Raw genomic sequence first — 18,019 nt, forward strand, 5'->3', positions numbered from 1 at the left:
ACTGACATCAGGAAGAGGCTTTTTTTATAACTGGCTCACCTCCCCCAAGCATGCACTCGTACATTTCCCCTTCTGAAGAATAGGTGACCATGCCCGCATTACCGGTCGCTTTTTGTTCCGTTGGCAACCAGTTTCTACCTATTTTAGAGACAATAAATGCCCCAAGCATATCCCCAAGCCAGCAAAAATTTTCCGTCATAAAGGCTTCGGGCATCGGCTTAATGCCTCCACTGCTTTTAAAAAGTGCCGCCGTCTCCATAGGGCTTGCCGTCGGGCAACCGATCTCATTAATGCAATGCACCTCATCAATACTAAAATCTGACGTTTTGGTGGTCTTCAGAATCGGCCGCTCTATAAATTCCACAATATTATTGTTGGGATCATTGAAGTATACCGCCCTTCCATCGGTAAACTCCACAATTTCCGTTTGACCAATCCCCAACACAGGTATGCCTTTCGTTTTCAGAAAATCCATTGCCGCTGAAACACGCCCCAAAGGAATTAAAAAGGCAAAATGATAAATCGCTGATTTTGGATGCTTTTGAAACGACAAGTTTGTAAAGCCTGCTGACAGGTTCAGAGCATTTGTTTCTAATGAACATTGAAAACCCAAACTCGAGTAAAAGTCATGCATCGGCTTGAGCTCAGTGGCGTGAATACGGATGGTGTGAAGCTTGGTCGTCTGACTATTCATTGATCATCAGGGTTTGTTCAATTTTATTATCCGCAGTCTCATAAGGCATTTCGATGATGAAAGTCGCCCCTTGCCCTTCCACACTTTCAACGGTTACCATTCCAGCATGGAGATCTACGAACCGCTTAACAAATGCCAAACCAATACCTGTTCCTTTATGATTTTCCGTGTTTTTCGCTCGATAAAAAGGCACAAAAAGGTGCTCAATTTCCGACTCGGAGACACCAATCCCAAAATCCTGAACACGAAGCAAATACACCTCCCTTTTAAAAACAAGCACCACTTTTACCGCTGTATCTTCTGGGGAATATTTGATCGCATTGGAGACTAAATTCATGATAATGTGTTCAAAAGCATGTAAGTCTACATAGGCCTTAGACGGCCTCCCAAGCACTTCAAAAGTAATGTTCCGTTGGGTAATTTCCCGTTGCTGTTCCAGTTTTTCATCAATGAAGGTTACTAAATCCAGCGACTCAAAATTGATTTCTATTTTCTCTTTTTCCAATTGCCCGAAAACCAGCAAATGCTTCAGCATGCTTTTAAGGCTTTCAATGGACTCAAAAATCTGATTGAACTTCGACTGTATCAGGCCCATACCTTGCAGTCCTGTATCTTCCACATACATTTTCATGATTTCATTAGCGGTCTGAATGGTGGTCAGTGGAGTTCTGAACTGATGCGAAACCGTCGAGATAAACTCATTCTTCACTTTATTCAAAGCCACCTGCTGATCAAGTCTTGCCGTCAGCTTTTGCTGTTGTTGCTTTTGCAGGGTCAGGTCCTGAATAACCAAATGCTGAATAACGGTCGTCCCTTCAAGGGTCAGGCGCTGATTTACCCGCAAGAAATAACCAATACCATCCACTTCAATAGACTTGTCGAACTGGTGATTCGTGCCCACCTCAAATGAGGGACGAACCAATTGCAGTACAATATCCTTGACATCTTCATTCGACATTTGAGGGAAAATATTATTTACAGCATCACTGATATAACTGATCTCTTTTCCGTTTTTCACCCTTGCCAAAAAGTAATCCTTCTCAATCGCATTCAGAAAATTACCCTGATGTTCTACATTTCGCCGATGCAAATGCTCCCGTTTCTGATCCTGCACCCGAAAAAACATCAGTGTAATATTGGAGATCATGCTCAGCCCAAAATATTGTAATGCACGCACATTGATGGCAATATCAATGGTTTGAACAATTTCAGGCATAACCGAATTAACGGTGATAAAAACAAATAGTACCAAGGTACTGATGCTGAAATACCACCAGTGATACCTGGGCTTTATCAGGTTATAATTAATGATATGAAAAGCGATCAGCAAAAAGGGAAAGGTCCCCATCAGTCCGCCTAAATACCGCCATTCCAAAAATAAAATAACAGACTCCCCCGTAAAGCTCATCCATAAAGCGGCCTTGTAATTTTTAAAATAGCGATAAACCAATAACGCACAACTGGCCTCAATAGAGACATACAAAAAGCCATAGAAAAAAGCGATAGGCAGCCCCAGCTTGGAGAAATTCAACACATTAATAATAGAAGCCAATGCCCCCAGTAAATTGATAATATTGAGCACTCGTCCCTCAAAAGGATAATCCTGACCGGTTCCAAAGATTTTATGTAAGATAGATTTGATACGCATCGAAAAACAAGATCAAATGATGAATTAAACCCACTAAGGCTTTTTATTAGGTAGATTAATGGAAAATGTTGTCCCCCTTGCCCTTTCGGAGCGCACCGTGATATTTCCGCCGTGCATCTCCACAAACTGCCGCACAATGAATAACCCAATACCCATCCCCTGATGCATTTCAGTCGAGGGCAAATATTGAAACAGGTTGGGGAGTATTTCAGAATCGATGCCTTTCCCAAAATCCTGAACTTCAATCACAAAATCATTTTTCCCATATTCAAGTCCCACAAATACGGGCTGTGTGGGCTCAGAATACTTACAGGCGTTGGAACATAAATTAGAGAGAATGGTCGAAATCATTTGCTTATCCACCTCCACATGTTTTGGGTAACCGAGAATCTCAAACTGAATGGCCCTGTTCAGTACAATTTCCTGCTCTTTAATAAAGGATTGAATGAAAGTAGCCATATCAATTTCAGTATAGTGTAAAGAAACGACATCGCTTTCAATTTTACCGAAATCCAATAACTGCTCAATCATTTTGGTCAGGGTGTTCACTGAATCGGTTACCTGCTGAATTTTAGGGGTGATTTTTTCCTCATAGAGCGTTGGTTCCTCCTCCTGAAGCGCATAAGAAAGCAGCTCGTTGGCACTTTTGATGGTGGTGAGTGGGGTTCGGAACTGATGAGAGACCATCGTTACGAACTCATTTTTATTCTTTTTCAGTACCTGTTCTTTTCGGATGGCCTCTTTAAGCTGATCTTCAAAAGTGTAATGCTCCGTAACATCCTTCACAATCAGGTGATCAACCCTTTCTTTCCCCTCATAAACCGTCTGCTGACTGATTTTCAAGAACTTTGTGTAGCCGTGGAGTTCGACCTTTGAAACTGAAGGGTGATGCCCATCTTCGGTAATCAGGTCAACGACATAAGGGGAAATCTCATGGAGCTCCACTTCAGGAAAAATTTTAAAGACAGACTCCGTTAAATAAGTGATGGTGAAACGATTTCGCACCGTTGCCAGAAATACCTCCCGCTCAGTGGATTTTATGAGTTGCGATTGTTGCTCCTCCAACTTTCTAAGGTCCAGTAATCGATCATGATCTTTGGAGCGAAAAAGAATAATCCCCATACTACTGACAAATACAATACTTACCGTCTGAATAATCCGAGTATTCAAACTTACATCAACAGGGGCAATCGTAAAAACTGCATTTTTTTCAAGCCAGAGCAATACGCCAACAAACAGGGTCGAGAAAATAAAAAAGTATATTTGCTCACGGCTGTCCAGTAAATTAAACATCAGAATGTTTATTCCATAAATCGCCAAAAACAGCGACCCCTTGACTCCTCCCATAAAGTACCATTCTGAAAAAGCATACAACGCACAATTGAGCGCTAAAAGGTAAACCCCCAATTTACTGCGATTGAAAATAACGATACTTAAATAAGCAGAGGTCTGGATTAATAAGGCAACATATAAAAAAAGGTGAAAGCCTTCAGTAAAGGCCGAAGGCTGAATAAACAATACATAAAGGATACATAACCCACCCGAAAGGCTGGTAACAACCACAAACCTATCCCGCAGGGGGACATCTTTGGTGAGCTTTAAACGGCTTAAAAGTTGAGGAACAAAATCGGTCATAAGTATGAAATGGCTACTGCTTTATTATACTTAATTCATAAATTTTGTTTTTATTAAAAGGGGCTAAAATTGAAGAATACCCATTTTTAGCGATAAAAAAAGCCGCAGGGTTTCCCGCGGCTTATAAATTCACATGAATGTGAGATTATTATTTTATATACATCGCTGCAATTCGCTCAGCAATTCGTTCACCATCAATAGCAGCCGAAGCGATCCCTCCTGCGTAACCTGCCCCTTCACCACATGGAAAAAGACCTGTTATTTGTGGGTGCTCCAACGTTTCTTTGTCACGTGGAATACGAACAGGTGAAGAAGTTCTCGACTCTACCCCTAATATTTGAGCATCATTGGTCAGGTAACCTTTCATGGTTTTGCCAAAAATCTTGAAGCCGTGGCGCAATCGGTGTGCTACGGGATCTGGCAATACATTTTTCATGTCCACAGATTGCAAACCTGGCTGATAGGAAGTTTCCAAAAGATTGGTCGATACGCGACCTTTCACAAAATCCATCATTCTTTGTGCAGGGGCAGCTTGTGTTCCTCCTCCTGCCAAAAATGCCGCTTGTTCCACTTGTCGCTGATATTCCATGGCGGCCAAAGCCCCGTATTCAGGAATCAGGTGACCGTAATCGTCCTCGCCAATAGCCACGACCATCCCGGAGTTCGCAAATCGGCTATCACGACGTGAAGGTGACATCCCATTGACTACAATCTCACCTGGTGCGGTGGCTGCAGGCACAATAAAACCACCTGGACACATACAAAAAGAGAAAACACCTTTTTTCTCGCCTTTGAAAGCCGCCTGAGAAACCAATGAATAAGCTGCCGCAGGAAGGATTCCCCGATCAGTTCCACACTTGTATTGAATATCATCAATCAAAGACTGCGCATGCTCGATACGCACCCCCAATGCAAAAGGCTTATTTTCAATGAGAATTTGCTTTCTATTCAGCAATTCGAAAATATCTCGGGCAGAGTGCCCTGTGGCCAGCATCACCGCCTTGCCTTCAAAAAGCACTCCATTTTGAGTCTCTACGCCATTGGCGTGCCCTGACTTAATCTTCACATCCGTTACACGGGTATCGAAATGAATCTCCCCACCAGCATCCAAGATACTCTGACGAATTTCGGCAATCAGCTTAGGCAGTTTATTGGTGCCGATATGCGGATGGGCATCCACCAGCAGTTCTTCACGACCACCATGCGCTACCAGAATCTCCAAAATTCTGCGGAAATCACCACGCTTTTTTGAACGGGTATATAGCTTCCCATCTGAATAAGTTCCTGCACCGCCTTCACCAAAACAGTAGTTGGAGTCAGGGTTCACGATATGATCTTTGTTGATCGCTGCCAAATCTCGGCGACGCGCCTGAACATCTTTACCACGTTCCAAAATAACGGGCTTCACCCCCAGCTCCAGGAATCGAAGTGCTGCAAACAAGCCCGCAGGTCCAGCGCCTACAATAATCACTTTTTCGGCATTGCTTACATTCGGATAATCGCGGCGGTAGGTAATGGCATTGGAAGGTTGCTCATCGATGAACACCTCCACGGCAACATTCACACGCACCTTTTTCTTTCTCGCATCGATCGAACGGCGCGTCATGCGAACATGCACATCATCACGGTCACTCACTCCAGCTTTTTTCTTAACAAAACTATTGAAGATTGCCTCATCATAGGCTACTTCAGGAGCGAGATTTAAATTGAATTCTTTTTTCATTTGGGTATTCCCTTAAAACAACAATGCTTCCGACCTAATGCTAAACCATACAGCTTTATTTTTATCCACAAATTACATAGGTAACTTTGGTTCAAGCGTATCGCTTGGGTCAAAGTCTTTCAATCATTTCGTCCAAGCGGGATGCTTGAACGAAATGATCTGTGGACAAAAAACAGACTGATTTTTGTGTCTTAGCACTAAACGGAAGCAATCATTATTGATTAACCGTGATAATTTTCCATGTGTTTATCCTTGAGTTTACGATCCTCAAGTTGCAGCCACTGCTCCCAGAAATCATTCTGAGGGACACCTGCTCTCAGGAACATTTTTTCCTTTGTTACAGGGTGCGTAAAATTCAGGTACAAGGCATGCAGATTGATCGATTTATCAGGGTTTGGCTTGGAGAAACCATAGCGTAAATCTCCACGAATTGGGCAACCCATCGAAGACAACTGCACACGAATTTGATGCGGACGGCCCGTGAGCGGGTTTACCTGCAACAAAAAGTGGTCGTTCATTTTGCCCAGCGATTTATACATTAACTCCGAGCGTTGTGCGCCTTCTGTTGGCTTATCGAATGCAGTAGTTACATTCCGTTTGCCATCTTTTTGAAGGTAGTGCACCAATTTATCCTCCCATTTTGGCGGACGCTTTTTTACCACCGCCCAATAGGTTTTATAAACTTTCTTTTCACGGAAAGCCCGTGTCATACGTTCTAATGCTTTAGAAGTACGTGCCATAATCACCAAACCAGACACTGGACGGTCCAAACGGTGAACGGCATGCAAAAATACAGCACCAGGCTTATCGTATTTTTCTTTGATGTACTCTTTTCCGTAATCCAACAAGGTTTTATCCCCTGTAGCATCACCCTGTACCAACACTCCAGCATCTTTATCAACGACCAACAAGTGGTTATCTTCATACACGATGCGGAATGGAAATTTATTCATATTCATACCTAAAGTATTTTGGGAGGGATTTAACCTCCAATAACATAAGACCTTTTGTCTTGATTATTAACAACCCACAGCATTCACCTGCCTCTGGTTCAAGCGTCCCGCTTGGACCGAACATTGATTAATTTTTTAGTCCAAGCGAGATGCTTGAACTAAAAAATCTGCGTAATCTGTGGACGATATATTAAAATTCCGAAGTAAAGTGGAAAGTGATCTTAGGGAAATTGTCCTGAACCATCTGCAACCAAGCACGCGACTCGGCCATGAACACCAACTTACCATCTTTATCTTTGGCAATATGGCGACCTTTTGAAGCATAGAACTCATCCATAGCTTTTTCATCTTCCGAAGAAATCCAACATGCTTTGTACAAGTTCATCGGACGGAAATCACAAGAAGCGCCGTACTCATTCAACAAACGGAACTGGATTACCTCAAACTGAAGCTGACCAACAACACCTACCACTTTACGGTTACCCATTTCAAAGGTAAATAACTGTGCCAAACCTTCTTCCATCAACTGAGAAAGTCCTTTTTCCAACTGCTTGGTTTTCATGGCATCTTTATTCACCACCTCACGGAACATCTCTGGTGAGAAGGAAGGGATACCTTTATAGCTCCCTTTTTCTCCTTCGGTCAAAGTATCCCCGATCTTCAGGTTACCTGTATCATACAAACCGATGATATCGCCTGGCCATGCCTCATCAACGATCTCCTTGTCCTGCGCCATAAAAGCGGTAGTGTTGGAGAACTTCATCTTTTTGTCATGACGGATATGCAAGAATGGCTTCGAACGCTGGAATTGCCCCGAACACACCCGCATAAAGGCGATACGGTTACGGTGCTTAGGATCCATATTGGCGTGAATCTTAAAGATAAATCCTGAGAATTTAGGATCGTTAGGTGCAATAGATCTCAGCTCAGTCTCACGAGGGATTGGCGCTGGCGCGATGTCCACGAAACAATCCAACAACTCCTGAACACCGAAATTATTCACTGCTGAACCGAAGAATACGGGCGCAATGTTTCCTTTCAAATATTCCTCCTTGTCGAAGTCTTCATAAACACCATTGATCAACTCCACATCTTCGCGCAACTGGTTGGCATCATTTTCACCAACATACTGCTCCAATTCTGGGCTGTTGATGTCCTCGATCTCGATTTTCTCTGCGGAAAGCTTCTGACGGCTCGCTTCGAACAATACCAATTTCTTTTCATACAAAGAGTAAACCCCTTTGAAGTTTTTACCAATGTTGATCGGCCAAGAAAGTGGGTGAACACGAAGGTTCAACTTCTCCTCAATCTCTTCCAACAACTCAAAAGGATCACGTCCTTCACGGTCCATTTTGTTGATAAAACAAAGCACTGGCGTCTGGCGCATACGACAAACCTCCATCAATCGCTCGGTTTGTTCCTCCACCCCTTTCACACAGTCAATCACCATGATTACAGAATCCACGGCGGTAAGCGTACGGTAAGTATCTTCGGCAAAATCCTTGTGACCTGGTGTATCCAAAAGGTTGATCCGCTTATTGCGGTAGTTAAATCCCATCACGGAAGTGGCTACCGAAATACCACGTTGCTTCTCAATTTCCATCCAGTCAGAACGGGCATGATCCTTAATTTTATTGGACTTTACCGCCCCAGCTTTTTGGATCGCACCCCCGAAAAGCAAAAGCTTCTCGGTAAGGGTGGTCTTACCTGCATCGGGGTGAGAAATAATACCAAAGGTTCTTCTTTTTTCAATTTCCTCAACTAAACTCATCGTGGAATCTATCTATGTTTTAATGACGCGCAAAAGGCTCAATTTTATTCAGTCTGCAAAATTAGTCATTAATCAAGAAAAACCCCTAACAAGAAGGATATTTTACAAGTTCAGAAAGGGAATGCCGAGGAATAATTTAAATTTTTGTAGATTATATTTCCATAAACCTGTCATTTTAAATAAAATTGTCACCAAATAGGAATTTCTCAACCCTACGTAATTGATTGCACCGACCCCAAATATTACACAGCCCGCGGCTGTCCTGACCAAAAGACTGCTCCTTTCCGTTGAGCACCTGACCATTGTGTTAAATGGGCCACAGGGTCCACTGACTGTGGTCGATAACCTGTCCTTCAATTTGCATGAAGGCGAAGTGCTCGGCATTGTCGGGGAGTCGGGATCGGGGAAGTCGGTTACCGCTACAGCCATTTTGGGATTATGGATCGGGCATGAAGTCGCGCATATAGAAGGCAACGTATGGTATTATTTGAGTAACGGCGAAAAAATCAATTTGCTGGCCATGCAGGAACGGCAATTATTGAAATACCGAGGCAAAGAAATTTCGATCGTATTTCAGGAACCCCTCACCGCACTGAACCCTTTAAAAACCTGTGGACAACAAGTTCAGGAAGCCCTGCTCAGGCACAAAAACATCAGTAAATCGACAGCTAAAACCGCGGTACTTGAACTACTGAAGAAAATCCCTTTCAGCAGCCCTGATCGTATCTACAACGCTTATCCTCATCAGATTTCTGGAGGGCAGAAGCAACGTATTCTGGTGGCCATTGCAATGATCAACGAGCCGCGTTTATTAATTGCTGACGAGCCCACCACCGCCCTTGACACCATCATTCAGCAGAAAATCATTCAGCTGTTTCAAAAGCTGAACCACGATTTTGCAACCGCCATGCTCTTTATCTCGCATGATCTCGGGGTGGTTTCGCAACTGGCCGATCAGGTACTGGTCTTGAACCATGGCAAAGTTCAGGAACACAACCCTTCGGCCATCCTTTTTTCCGACCCGCAATCGGCATACACCAAGGGGCTTCTCGCCTGCCGCCCTCGATTAGATGTGAAATTACACCGCATGCCTACCCTGGCTGACTTTATCCCTACTGATAATCAAGCGGTACGGTATCAAAACGTGGAAGAGGCCATCGAAGATCAACGGATTTCAGCAACAGACCTTACCGACAAAAGGCGGGCATTTCATCGCCGAACGCCTATTTTGCAGGTGGAGGGGCTTTCGTATTCTTATAAAAGTGAGAAAAGATTTCCGTGGTCCAAGTCTAAAGTGTTCCCCGCCCTTCGGGAAGTTACCTTCAATATTTATGAAGGTGAAATCCTGGGTTTAGTCGGGCAATCAGGCTCAGGAAAAAGCACCCTCGCTCGGGTAATCAACCATTTGCTTACTGGCGCTGAAGGCAAACTTTCTTTTCATGGGCAGAACATCCTTGCATTCGACAAAAAAGAGGTCAAATCCCTGCGTCAAGAAATTTCCATGATTTTTCAGGACCCTTTTCAGTCTTTGAACCCTCGACATACCATTGCACATTGCCTGACCGAACCGCTGAAAACTTTCGGCATCGGGCACTCCCATGCCGAGCGCCTGCAGACAGCGAAGCACTGGATCACGAAAGTTGGATTGCCTGAAGATGCCCTGCACCGTTACCCTCACGCTTTCAGTGGTGGTCAACGCCAAAGAATCGCCATTGCGAGGGCGCTGATTACCCACCCGAAATTAATCATTTGTGATGAATGTGTCTCTGCGCTCGACGTTTCTGTGCAGGCTCAGATTTTAAATCTTATTCTTGATTTGCGAGATGAACTTAAAATTTCCTTCCTGTTTATTTCTCATGACCTTTCGGTGATCAAGGCCGTGGCCGACCGCGTTTGTGTGATGAACCGCGGGGTGATCGTAGAGCAGGATTTTGTGGATACCCTGTTCGATAAACCCAAACACCAATACACACAGGCACTTTTGGAGGCTATCCCAGACATAAAATCTGCAAAAAAGATCGACTTATAATAAACCATGCCATAATACATCGCTTTAATAGAAGAATAACCTAAGGAAATTGTATAGGCAGTGGAATAATGGTAACTTGCAGACATTAATGGATTCGAGCCCTGAAGTCCTGCTTCAAAAAAATTAATCCCAAAACCACACAGGCATTGCGCCTGCAACGCTTAAAGACCCGCTCTGGCATTCCTGCCAATCAATATACTATATATGGGAAGAAAAAATAAAAAGACGAGTTTTATCAAAAAACGAAGAACTCGCGAAAAACAAACCACACAAAATCTACACGAAAAAATCGTTCAACTCCTGAACAATGACCCTGGCAAAGCCTGGTCCGTAAAACAACTTTGCCGTAAATTATTACTCAAAGATCGTGTCAGCAAACAAAAAGCCGCCTTATTTTTAGAGGATTTAGCCCGTGACGGCGATGTATCCATTAATGCAGAGGGGCGCTACCAATGCAAAGAAGATCCAAACAAATTGGTCGGCATTGTGGATCATGTAAATCCACGTATGGCTTTCGTCATTATTGAGGGCCGCGAAGATGACATTAAAGTAACAGGCAACAACCTCAACTATGCCCTTGATGGCGATAAAGTTGAAGTGAGCATCATTAATAAGCATGGCGACCGTGCCGAAGGTCGTGTAACAAAGATTGTCGAAAGAGGCAAAGACGAATGGGTTGGGAAGATCGAAATCTTACCCCGTTTTGCTTTTGTCGTTCCTGACAATAAAAAAATATACAAAGATGTTTTTGTCCCTCTTGAGCATATTATGGATGCCAAGCACGGGCAAAAAGTGATTGTAAAAGTCCGCAAATGGGCAGATGCCGAAACCCGAAATGCGATGGGTAAGGTAACACGCGTGCTTGGAAACTCTGGGGATAATGAAGCCGAAATCCACTCGATCATGGCGGAATATGGCTTGCCTTTCGATTTCCCAAAACACGTTCTGAAAGAATCTGAAGGGATTTCTGAGGCCATTACTGAAGAGGAAATTGCCAAAAGAAGAGATTTCCGAAATATCACCACCTTTACCATTGACCCCGTTGATGCCAAAGATTTTGATGACGCCTTGTCTTTTCAGAAATTACCTAATGGCAATATTGAAATTGGCGTTCACATTGCCGATGTTTCGCACTATGTGCGACCAAACACCAAGGTAGAAGAAGAAGCCTACCACCGCGCCACATCGGTTTATTTGGTGGACAGAACCATCCCGATGTTGCCTGAGCGCTTGTCCAACAAATTGTGTTCTTTACGCCCGAATGAAGAAAAACTGACTTTCTCTGCCGTTTTCGAATTGAATGAAAATGCTGAAATTCAACAACAGTGGTTCGGCAGAACAGTGATTCACTCGGATCGCAGATTCACCTATGAGGAAGCACAGGAGCGTATTGAATCGCAGGAAGGTGATTTTTCGGAAGAAATCATTGAGCTCAACCGACTCGCTAAAATCATCAAAGACCGAAGATTTAAAAGTGGCGCAATTGCTTTTGAAACCATTGAGGTGAAATTTCAGCTTGATGAGCATGGCAAACCGCTTATGGTGGTACCAAGAGAGCGAAAAGATGCCCACAAGCTGATTGAAGAATTCATGCTTTTGGCGAATAAAAAAGTAGCTGAATTTGTTTTCAAGAAAAAAGCCAAGGGCGATGCTCACCCACCGACCTTCATTTACCGAACACATGACTACCCTAACAACGAAAAACTCGAAAGCTTTGGCAGTTTCGCCAAACGATTCGGGCATCAGTTGCGATTGGGAGAAACTGGTATTTCGCACGAAATCAATAAATTGATGGCCGAGATTCAGGGCAAGCCTGAGCAAAATGTTTTAGAGCAATTAGCCATTAGATCAATGGCCAAAGCGATATACACCACCGATCCATTGATCCACTTTGGATTGGCATTTGAACACTACACCCATTTCACCTCGCCTATCCGTCGATACCCTGACATGATGGTGCACCGATTATTACAGCACTACCTCGATGGGGGAAAATCTGCCGATCGTGTAGAATACGAAAAGGCCTGTGAACACAGCTCCGAACGGGAAAAGCGTGCTGCAGAAGCTGAACGTGCCTCGATCAAATACAAGCAGGTAGAATTCATGCAAAATGCCCCAGACAAGCAATATGAAGGGGTAATTACTGGCGTTACTGAATTTGGCATTTTCGTGGAAATCACCGAAACACGATGCGAAGGCATGGTCAGGATGGTCGATATGAAAGATGACTTTTATGAGTATGATGAAAAAAATCTGCGCATGATTGGTCGCAACAACAAACGGATGTTTAGCTTGGGAGATCGTGTACAGGTGCGTGTAAAACATACTGACATAAACCGTAGAACGATAGATCTTATTTTTTCACAGGACTAAAAATGAATAATTTTCTAAATCCCTTGATTGAGACCATCAGTCAAGCCATTAAAAAACAACAGTTTGGCCAAGAGCCTAAAGAGCTTTATGAGCCCATCAGTTATATCATGAGCCTCGGCGGAAAAAGACTCCGCCCAGTACTTACCCTGCTCGGATATCGCCTTTTTCAAGAAGACATTCGCCCAGCGATAAAGCCTGCCATGGCCGTGGAAACCTTCCACAATTTCACTTTGGTACATGACGACATCATGGACAAAGCGCCATTGCGAAGAGGTCAGGCGACGGTGCACACCAAATGGAATGACAACATTGCTATTTTGAGTGGCGATGTGATGATGATTAAAGTTTATGACTTGCTCCTGGATGTAGCCCCTGAGCTCCTCCCTTCGGTGATCCGTGCATTTAACAACAATGCCACAGAGGTTTGTGAAGGCCAACAAAAGGACATGAACTTTGAGACGCGCAATGATGTCAGCACCGATGAATACATCGACATGATCCGACAAAAGACTGCCGTACTTTTGGGCTTGGCGCTTCAGCTTGGAGCGATGATCGCCAAAGCACCTGAAAAAACTCAGCAAGATTTGTATCAATTTGCAGTAGATTTGGGCATCGGTTTTCAGCTAAAAGACGACCTGCTCGATGTATATGGTGATCAGGCAAAATTTGGCAAACAGATTGGTGGCGACATCATTGAAAACAAGAAAACCTTCCTGCTGATTAATGCCGTGGCTTTGGCAACAGGCAGCACAAAAGCAACCTTACAACAATGGATTGAAGCAACAGATTTCGATGCCACAGAAAAGGTACAGGCGGTAACTCAAATTTATGATCAGTTGGGCATCAAGGCACTTACAGAACAAAAGATGAATGACTATTTCGATCAGGCATTCGCTATTCTAAAGCAGATGGACATTGGCGATCAGCAAAAAGAGTGGTTATCGGGCTTTGCCCAAATGGTGATCAACAGAGAAAAATAATCTAATAAAAACGCATCCTTACCGATGCGTTTTTTTCTGCCCAAAAAATAGCCGTTCCTATCCAAAAAGGCACATTTATTTACTTTTAACACTATTTTTTATAACTTACAGCTTTTCCCGACTTCAATCTTAATAACATGAAAAATATATCCACCTTGGTTGCGGCACTCCTTTGCATTTTATTTACAAATGCTGCCTACAGCCAATGTAACAACAGCTACGATGATTTTGAGGATGTTGACATCGTGCAGACGGACCAAATTTCGGTAGCCTCTATGGGAAATGTAAAACTCACCTTCGCTTCCTACGCCTACCCTACCAAAGGAAAAGAAGTGTTCATGTATGTTTCTGTACTGAAGGAAAACATGAATGACCTGACCCTCCGACCATATCAATCGCCATTTTTCGCCATAAAAACACGTGCTGGAAAAATCAAAAGGTACGAATACGCGGGGCCTGTAACTGTAAACCCCTATTTGATGGCCTTCAAGATTGACAAAGAACTTGTGGACTTGTTTAAATCAAAAATGGTATTGAAGGCAAGGGTTCATTATGAAGGGAAAAATAGAGACTTTGACCTGACGGGAACACATGGCGACAAGCTCTCTTCTGGTATTTTGTGTTTCTCACAATCGACCGATGATTTAAAGCCTAAGAAAAAAATTAGATAAAGAAAAAGCCGATCTCAGCAGATCGGCTTTTTTATTATTTATTGTCCTGGTAAACTTTCACCAATTGGGCTTTGTCATAAGACTTGTCTTTTTCCAAATCTCCCGTAGGCTGAACATGTGTTACCTTTCCTTTCTTGTTTAAGAATACTAAAACTGGAAAACCGTTCTTCTGCGGGTTGCCCCAGCTTTCGAGTAATTCAAGGTTCTTGTTCTCCTTACTGTAATTGAGGTGAACATAAACGAAATTATCATCCACCATTTGCTTCAACTCAGGGTCCGTCATCACAAACTTGTTCAGACGAATGCAGTAAGGGCACCAATTACCCCCAACCTGAACCATCACTTTCTTGCCCTCTTTCTTTGCCAGCGCAACCGCTTGCTCAATTTGAGCTTTCCCGTTTAAAGATGGATCGTAAATTTTCTTCCAGTTCGTTTCCTGTGCCTGGGCCGTCAGGGTTCCAAAAACCACCGCCATCAGCACCATTAAGATATTTTTCATAAGTTAAAATTGTTAACAATTCAAAAATATCATTCTCACTGCTAAAACAAAACCCTTCCATGTCGATAATAGACAACAAAGGCGAAAAACAGCAGAAATCACCTCATAATGTAGCCGTGCCGACGATCATCAAGGAAGTCTGTGCCACACTTCCTCCAGATAGGTGGAGTCCACTTTGGTGAACTTCCCAGAGCTGGGATCAATTTGAATTTCGTGAATATAGCCCCAGATTTTCCACTGGTTCTTTTTCAGTTCATATTTAAATTTTACTGATGTACCCACTAAATTGGAACCTGCGGGTTGAAAAAACTTGATGTGTTCGGTATAATAATCTTTGTTCAATTCATAGGTACCCCCACCAGCGCCCACCACTCCGCCGTCAGTCGGCGAATAAGACACCCAGGTAAAATGCTCCTCGGTGATATGCTTAACATACTTGAGTTGCTCAGGAAGTTCATTCAGCGCTTCATCCTTTCCATAGCGAAACTCGGAAAGTTCCCAGGAACCCGCCAAAGGATGATGGTCTTTTTTGTGAGTAGCAGCCGTTATAGCCAAAAGGCCGATAACACCAAAGAATCCTATCAGAAGGAGTAAGTTTAACTTTTTCATAGCAGAGGTCTTTGCCGATTATAACACCACAAGCCTCCTTTGTGTTAGTTCATCACGCGAAAAACTTCCGCTCAGCAGCCTGAACCATGGCTAAAAAAGACTAAATCTCCTCCAGTTCGTAATCTGCTCCCTTACCATATTGCACCAATTCCTCAAACTGGTATTGATCCATCGTATTGAGGTCTTTACACAGGAAATTAGTGTTACTGAATATTTCCATCACCACAAATTCGAGCTTCTCCCCGAAATTTGTCAAACGATATTTTTTACCCAATCTAACGTTGATTGTTGAAATCCCCATGCCACTTGCTTATTTTTTGATCCTCAAATATTCTATTTCGCCGAAAGATCGACAAAACATCTTTAAGTTTGAACGAGAATCGAAATAATAAAAAAAAATCCTCGAAAAAGTGTCAAAACATGAAAAATACGATACTTTTGCGCATGGTTTAACATGAACGGTACTAACCATACCGTAGCCACAAACACGAGGATGAGCGACGCAATTAAACACGAATGCGGGATTGCAATGATCCGTCTCCGCAAGCCGTTACAGTATTATTACGACAAGTACAACACGCCCACTTATGGGATGAGTAAGCTTTACCTTTTAATGGAAAAGCAACACAATCGGGGCCAAGATGGCGTCGGTGTAGCGAATATCAAACTGGACCTGCCTGCTGGTAGCCGTTACATTAGCCGTTACAGATCAATTGCCGAAAAACCTATTCAGGATATTTTCGAAAAAATTGGGAAGAAGTACAACAAGGCCAATAAGACAAATCCAGAAGAGTATATGAATGCTCAATGGATGAAAGAAAATACCGCTTTTACTGGAGAGATGTGGCTTGGACACCTTCGCTACGGAACGCACGGTAAAAACAGCATCGAAAACTGCCACCCTTTCCTTCGTCAGAATAACTGGAAGAGCCGTAACCTTGTTGTTGCGGGTAATTTCAATATGACCAACGTTGATGAGCTTTTTGAGCGATTGGTCAGTTTGGGGCAATCTCCTAAAGATAAGATCGATACCGTGACTGTCATGGAGAAAATCGGTCACTTTTTGGATATGGAAGTGCAGCGCCTTTTCGATGAGCATAAGGAGGATTATGACAATATTGCCATCAATAAGGTCATTGAGGAAAACATTAATCTTCAGGAAGTGCTTGCCAATTCCTGTAAGGACTTTGATGGTGGATATGCGATGGCGGGTATGGCTGGTTATGGTGGCGCATTTGTGGCACGTGACCCTGCGGGAATCCGTCCTGCTTATTATTATGCTGATGATGAAGTTGTTGTTGTGGCCTCTGAGAAGCCTGCCATCAAAACAGCTTTTGATATTGAGTACAGCCAGATTAAAGAAATCCCTGCGGCACACGCTTTGATCATCGATAAGCAAGGGGATTATAAAGTAGTTCCTTTCACCAACAGCCTACCGAAGAAACCTTGTTCTTTTGAGCGCATTTACTTCTCTCGTGCTTCAGATCCAAACATCTATCAGGAACGCAAAGATTTGGGTAAATTATTGATCCCTCAGGTACTGAAAGCGATTGATAATGACCTGGAAAACACCGTTTTCTCCTTCATCCCAAATACCGCTGAGGTGTCATTCCTGGGAATGACTGAAGAGGTGGAAAACTATTTGGTGAATGAGCGACTGGCGGCAATTCAACGCTACTCCAACGATGTTGAAGCCATGAAGAAGGTTTTGTCCTTCCGACCACGTATCGAGAAATTAGTGATTAAAGATGCCAAAGCGCGTACTTTTATTGCTGATGATGCCCATCGTGATCAAATGGTGGCCCATGTTTATGACACCACCTATGAGGTCGTTCAAAAAGAAAAGGATACCCTGGTGATCATCGACGATTCTATCGTTCGTGGTACAACACTGGAAAAATCCATTCTTACCCTGGTCAATAAACTGAGCCCAAAGAAAGTGGTGATCGTTTCTTCTGCACCACAAATTCGCTTCCCAGACTGTTATGGTATTGACATGTCGAGAATGAAAGAGTTTATTGCATTCAGAGCTACTTTGGAGCTTCTTGAAGAGACCAAACAGTCACATATTCTTCAGGAGGTTTATCAAAAAATCAAGGAAAACGAAGCTGACTTAACACAGGAGAACTATGTAAAGGCGATTTACGAGCCATTCACTGATGAACAAATCTCAGACAGAATTGCGAAAATCGTTACGCCTGCTCATATGGAGGCAGAGGTGGAAGTCATCTTCCAGACTGTTGAAAACCTTCATAAAGCTTGTCCTGAACATACGGGCGACTGGTATTTCACTGGAAATTACCCCACCAAAGGTGGTAACAGAGTGGTGAATAAAGCTTTTAAATTATTTATTGAAGGCAGTGAAGATCGTTCTTACTAAGCCTCAAAAATAATCTTCATATTCTAAAGCGGGAGTCAGTAGGCTTCCGCTTTT

At 43.2% G+C, this 18,019-nt stretch carries 14 protein-coding genes; 5 read left to right on the forward strand and 9 right to left on the reverse strand.

All coding sequences use genetic code 11. The features are described from left to right. Positions 1-7: 7 nt before the first annotated feature. The 6 genes from AABK40_RS08165 to AABK40_RS08190 form a co-directional block, all read right to left on the reverse strand. Positions 8-694 carry a VOC family protein gene (locus AABK40_RS08165; RefSeq protein WP_338396727.1) on the reverse strand — a complete coding sequence of 229 codons (687 nt, stop codon included), beginning with the start codon at positions 692-694 and terminating at the stop codon, positions 8-10. Continuing rightward, positions 687-2,342: an ATP-binding protein gene (locus AABK40_RS08170; RefSeq protein WP_338396728.1), complete on the reverse strand. Its 1,656-nt coding sequence runs from the start codon at positions 2,340-2,342 to the stop codon at positions 687-689. Before AABK40_RS08170 ends, AABK40_RS08165 begins: the two co-directional genes overlap by 8 nt. A gap of 33 nt (positions 2,343-2,375) precedes the next feature. Beyond that, entirely contained in the window at positions 2,376-3,977 is a 1,602-nt protein-coding gene (locus tag AABK40_RS08175) for a sensor histidine kinase (protein WP_338396729.1), read from the reverse strand. Between the two features lie 148 nt (positions 3,978-4,125). Beyond that, positions 4,126-5,700, reverse strand: coding sequence for an NAD(P)/FAD-dependent oxidoreductase (locus AABK40_RS08180; RefSeq protein ID WP_338396730.1), 1,575 nt, complete (start codon positions 5,698-5,700; stop codon positions 4,126-4,128). 221 nt (positions 5,701-5,921) lie between these two features. Next, on the reverse strand, positions 5,922-6,653 hold the full coding sequence (locus tag AABK40_RS08185; protein ID WP_332919301.1) for an RluA family pseudouridine synthase: 732 nt from the start codon (positions 6,651-6,653) through the stop codon (positions 5,922-5,924). Between the two features lie 190 nt (positions 6,654-6,843). Continuing rightward, positions 6,844-8,424, reverse strand: a complete 1,581-nt coding sequence (locus AABK40_RS08190) for a peptide chain release factor 3 (protein ID WP_338396731.1) — start codon at positions 8,422-8,424, stop codon at positions 6,844-6,846. A gap of 220 nt (positions 8,425-8,644) precedes the next feature. Here AABK40_RS08190 and AABK40_RS08195 point away from each other — a divergent pair, with 220 nt between their 5' ends. The 4 genes from AABK40_RS08195 to AABK40_RS08210 all read left to right on the forward strand — a co-directional run bounded on the left by AABK40_RS08195 (position 8,645) and on the right by AABK40_RS08210 (position 14,477). Next, complete coding sequence (locus tag AABK40_RS08195; protein ID WP_338396732.1) at positions 8,645-10,453, forward strand: dipeptide ABC transporter ATP-binding protein; 1,809 nt, start codon at positions 8,645-8,647, stop codon at positions 10,451-10,453. Between the two features lie 204 nt (positions 10,454-10,657). Next, on the forward strand, positions 10,658-12,826 hold the full coding sequence (gene rnr, locus AABK40_RS08200; RefSeq protein WP_338396733.1) for a ribonuclease R: 2,169 nt from the start codon (positions 10,658-10,660) through the stop codon (positions 12,824-12,826). A gap of 2 nt (positions 12,827-12,828) precedes the next feature. After that, the gene (locus AABK40_RS08205) at positions 12,829-13,806 is read left to right on the forward strand and encodes a polyprenyl synthetase family protein (RefSeq protein WP_332919146.1); all 978 of its coding nucleotides are present in this window, start codon (positions 12,829-12,831) and stop codon (positions 13,804-13,806) included. Positions 13,807-13,943: 137 nt separating this feature from the next. Beyond that, positions 13,944-14,477, forward strand: a complete 534-nt coding sequence (locus tag AABK40_RS08210) for a hypothetical protein (protein ID WP_338396734.1) — start codon at positions 13,944-13,946, stop codon at positions 14,475-14,477. Between the two features lie 34 nt (positions 14,478-14,511). Here the strand turns inward: AABK40_RS08210 and AABK40_RS08215 are convergent, their stop codons facing one another. The 3 genes from AABK40_RS08215 to AABK40_RS08225 form a co-directional block, all read right to left on the reverse strand. Beyond that, the gene (locus AABK40_RS08215) at positions 14,512-14,976 is read right to left on the reverse strand and encodes a thioredoxin family protein (protein ID WP_338396735.1); all 465 of its coding nucleotides are present in this window, start codon (positions 14,974-14,976) and stop codon (positions 14,512-14,514) included. A gap of 129 nt (positions 14,977-15,105) precedes the next feature. Beyond that, a complete protein-coding gene (locus AABK40_RS08220) occupies positions 15,106-15,585 on the reverse strand; it encodes a hypothetical protein (RefSeq protein WP_332919143.1) in 480 nt (159 codons plus the stop codon). 100 nt (positions 15,586-15,685) lie between these two features. Then, positions 15,686-15,886, reverse strand: coding sequence for a hypothetical protein (locus tag AABK40_RS08225; protein WP_332919142.1), 201 nt, complete (start codon positions 15,884-15,886; stop codon positions 15,686-15,688). 192 nt (positions 15,887-16,078) lie between these two features. Between AABK40_RS08225 and AABK40_RS08230 the strand changes: the two genes are divergently transcribed. Then, positions 16,079-17,965 (forward strand): amidophosphoribosyltransferase, encoded by a 1,887-nt coding sequence (locus AABK40_RS08230; protein ID WP_332919141.1) that lies wholly within the window; start codon positions 16,079-16,081, stop codon positions 17,963-17,965. The last annotated feature ends 54 nt before the right edge of the window (positions 17,966-18,019 follow it).

Source organism: Persicobacter psychrovividus (assembly GCF_036492425.1).
GTDB classification, from domain to species: Bacteria; Bacteroidota; Bacteroidia; order Cytophagales; family Cyclobacteriaceae; genus Persicobacter; species Persicobacter psychrovividus.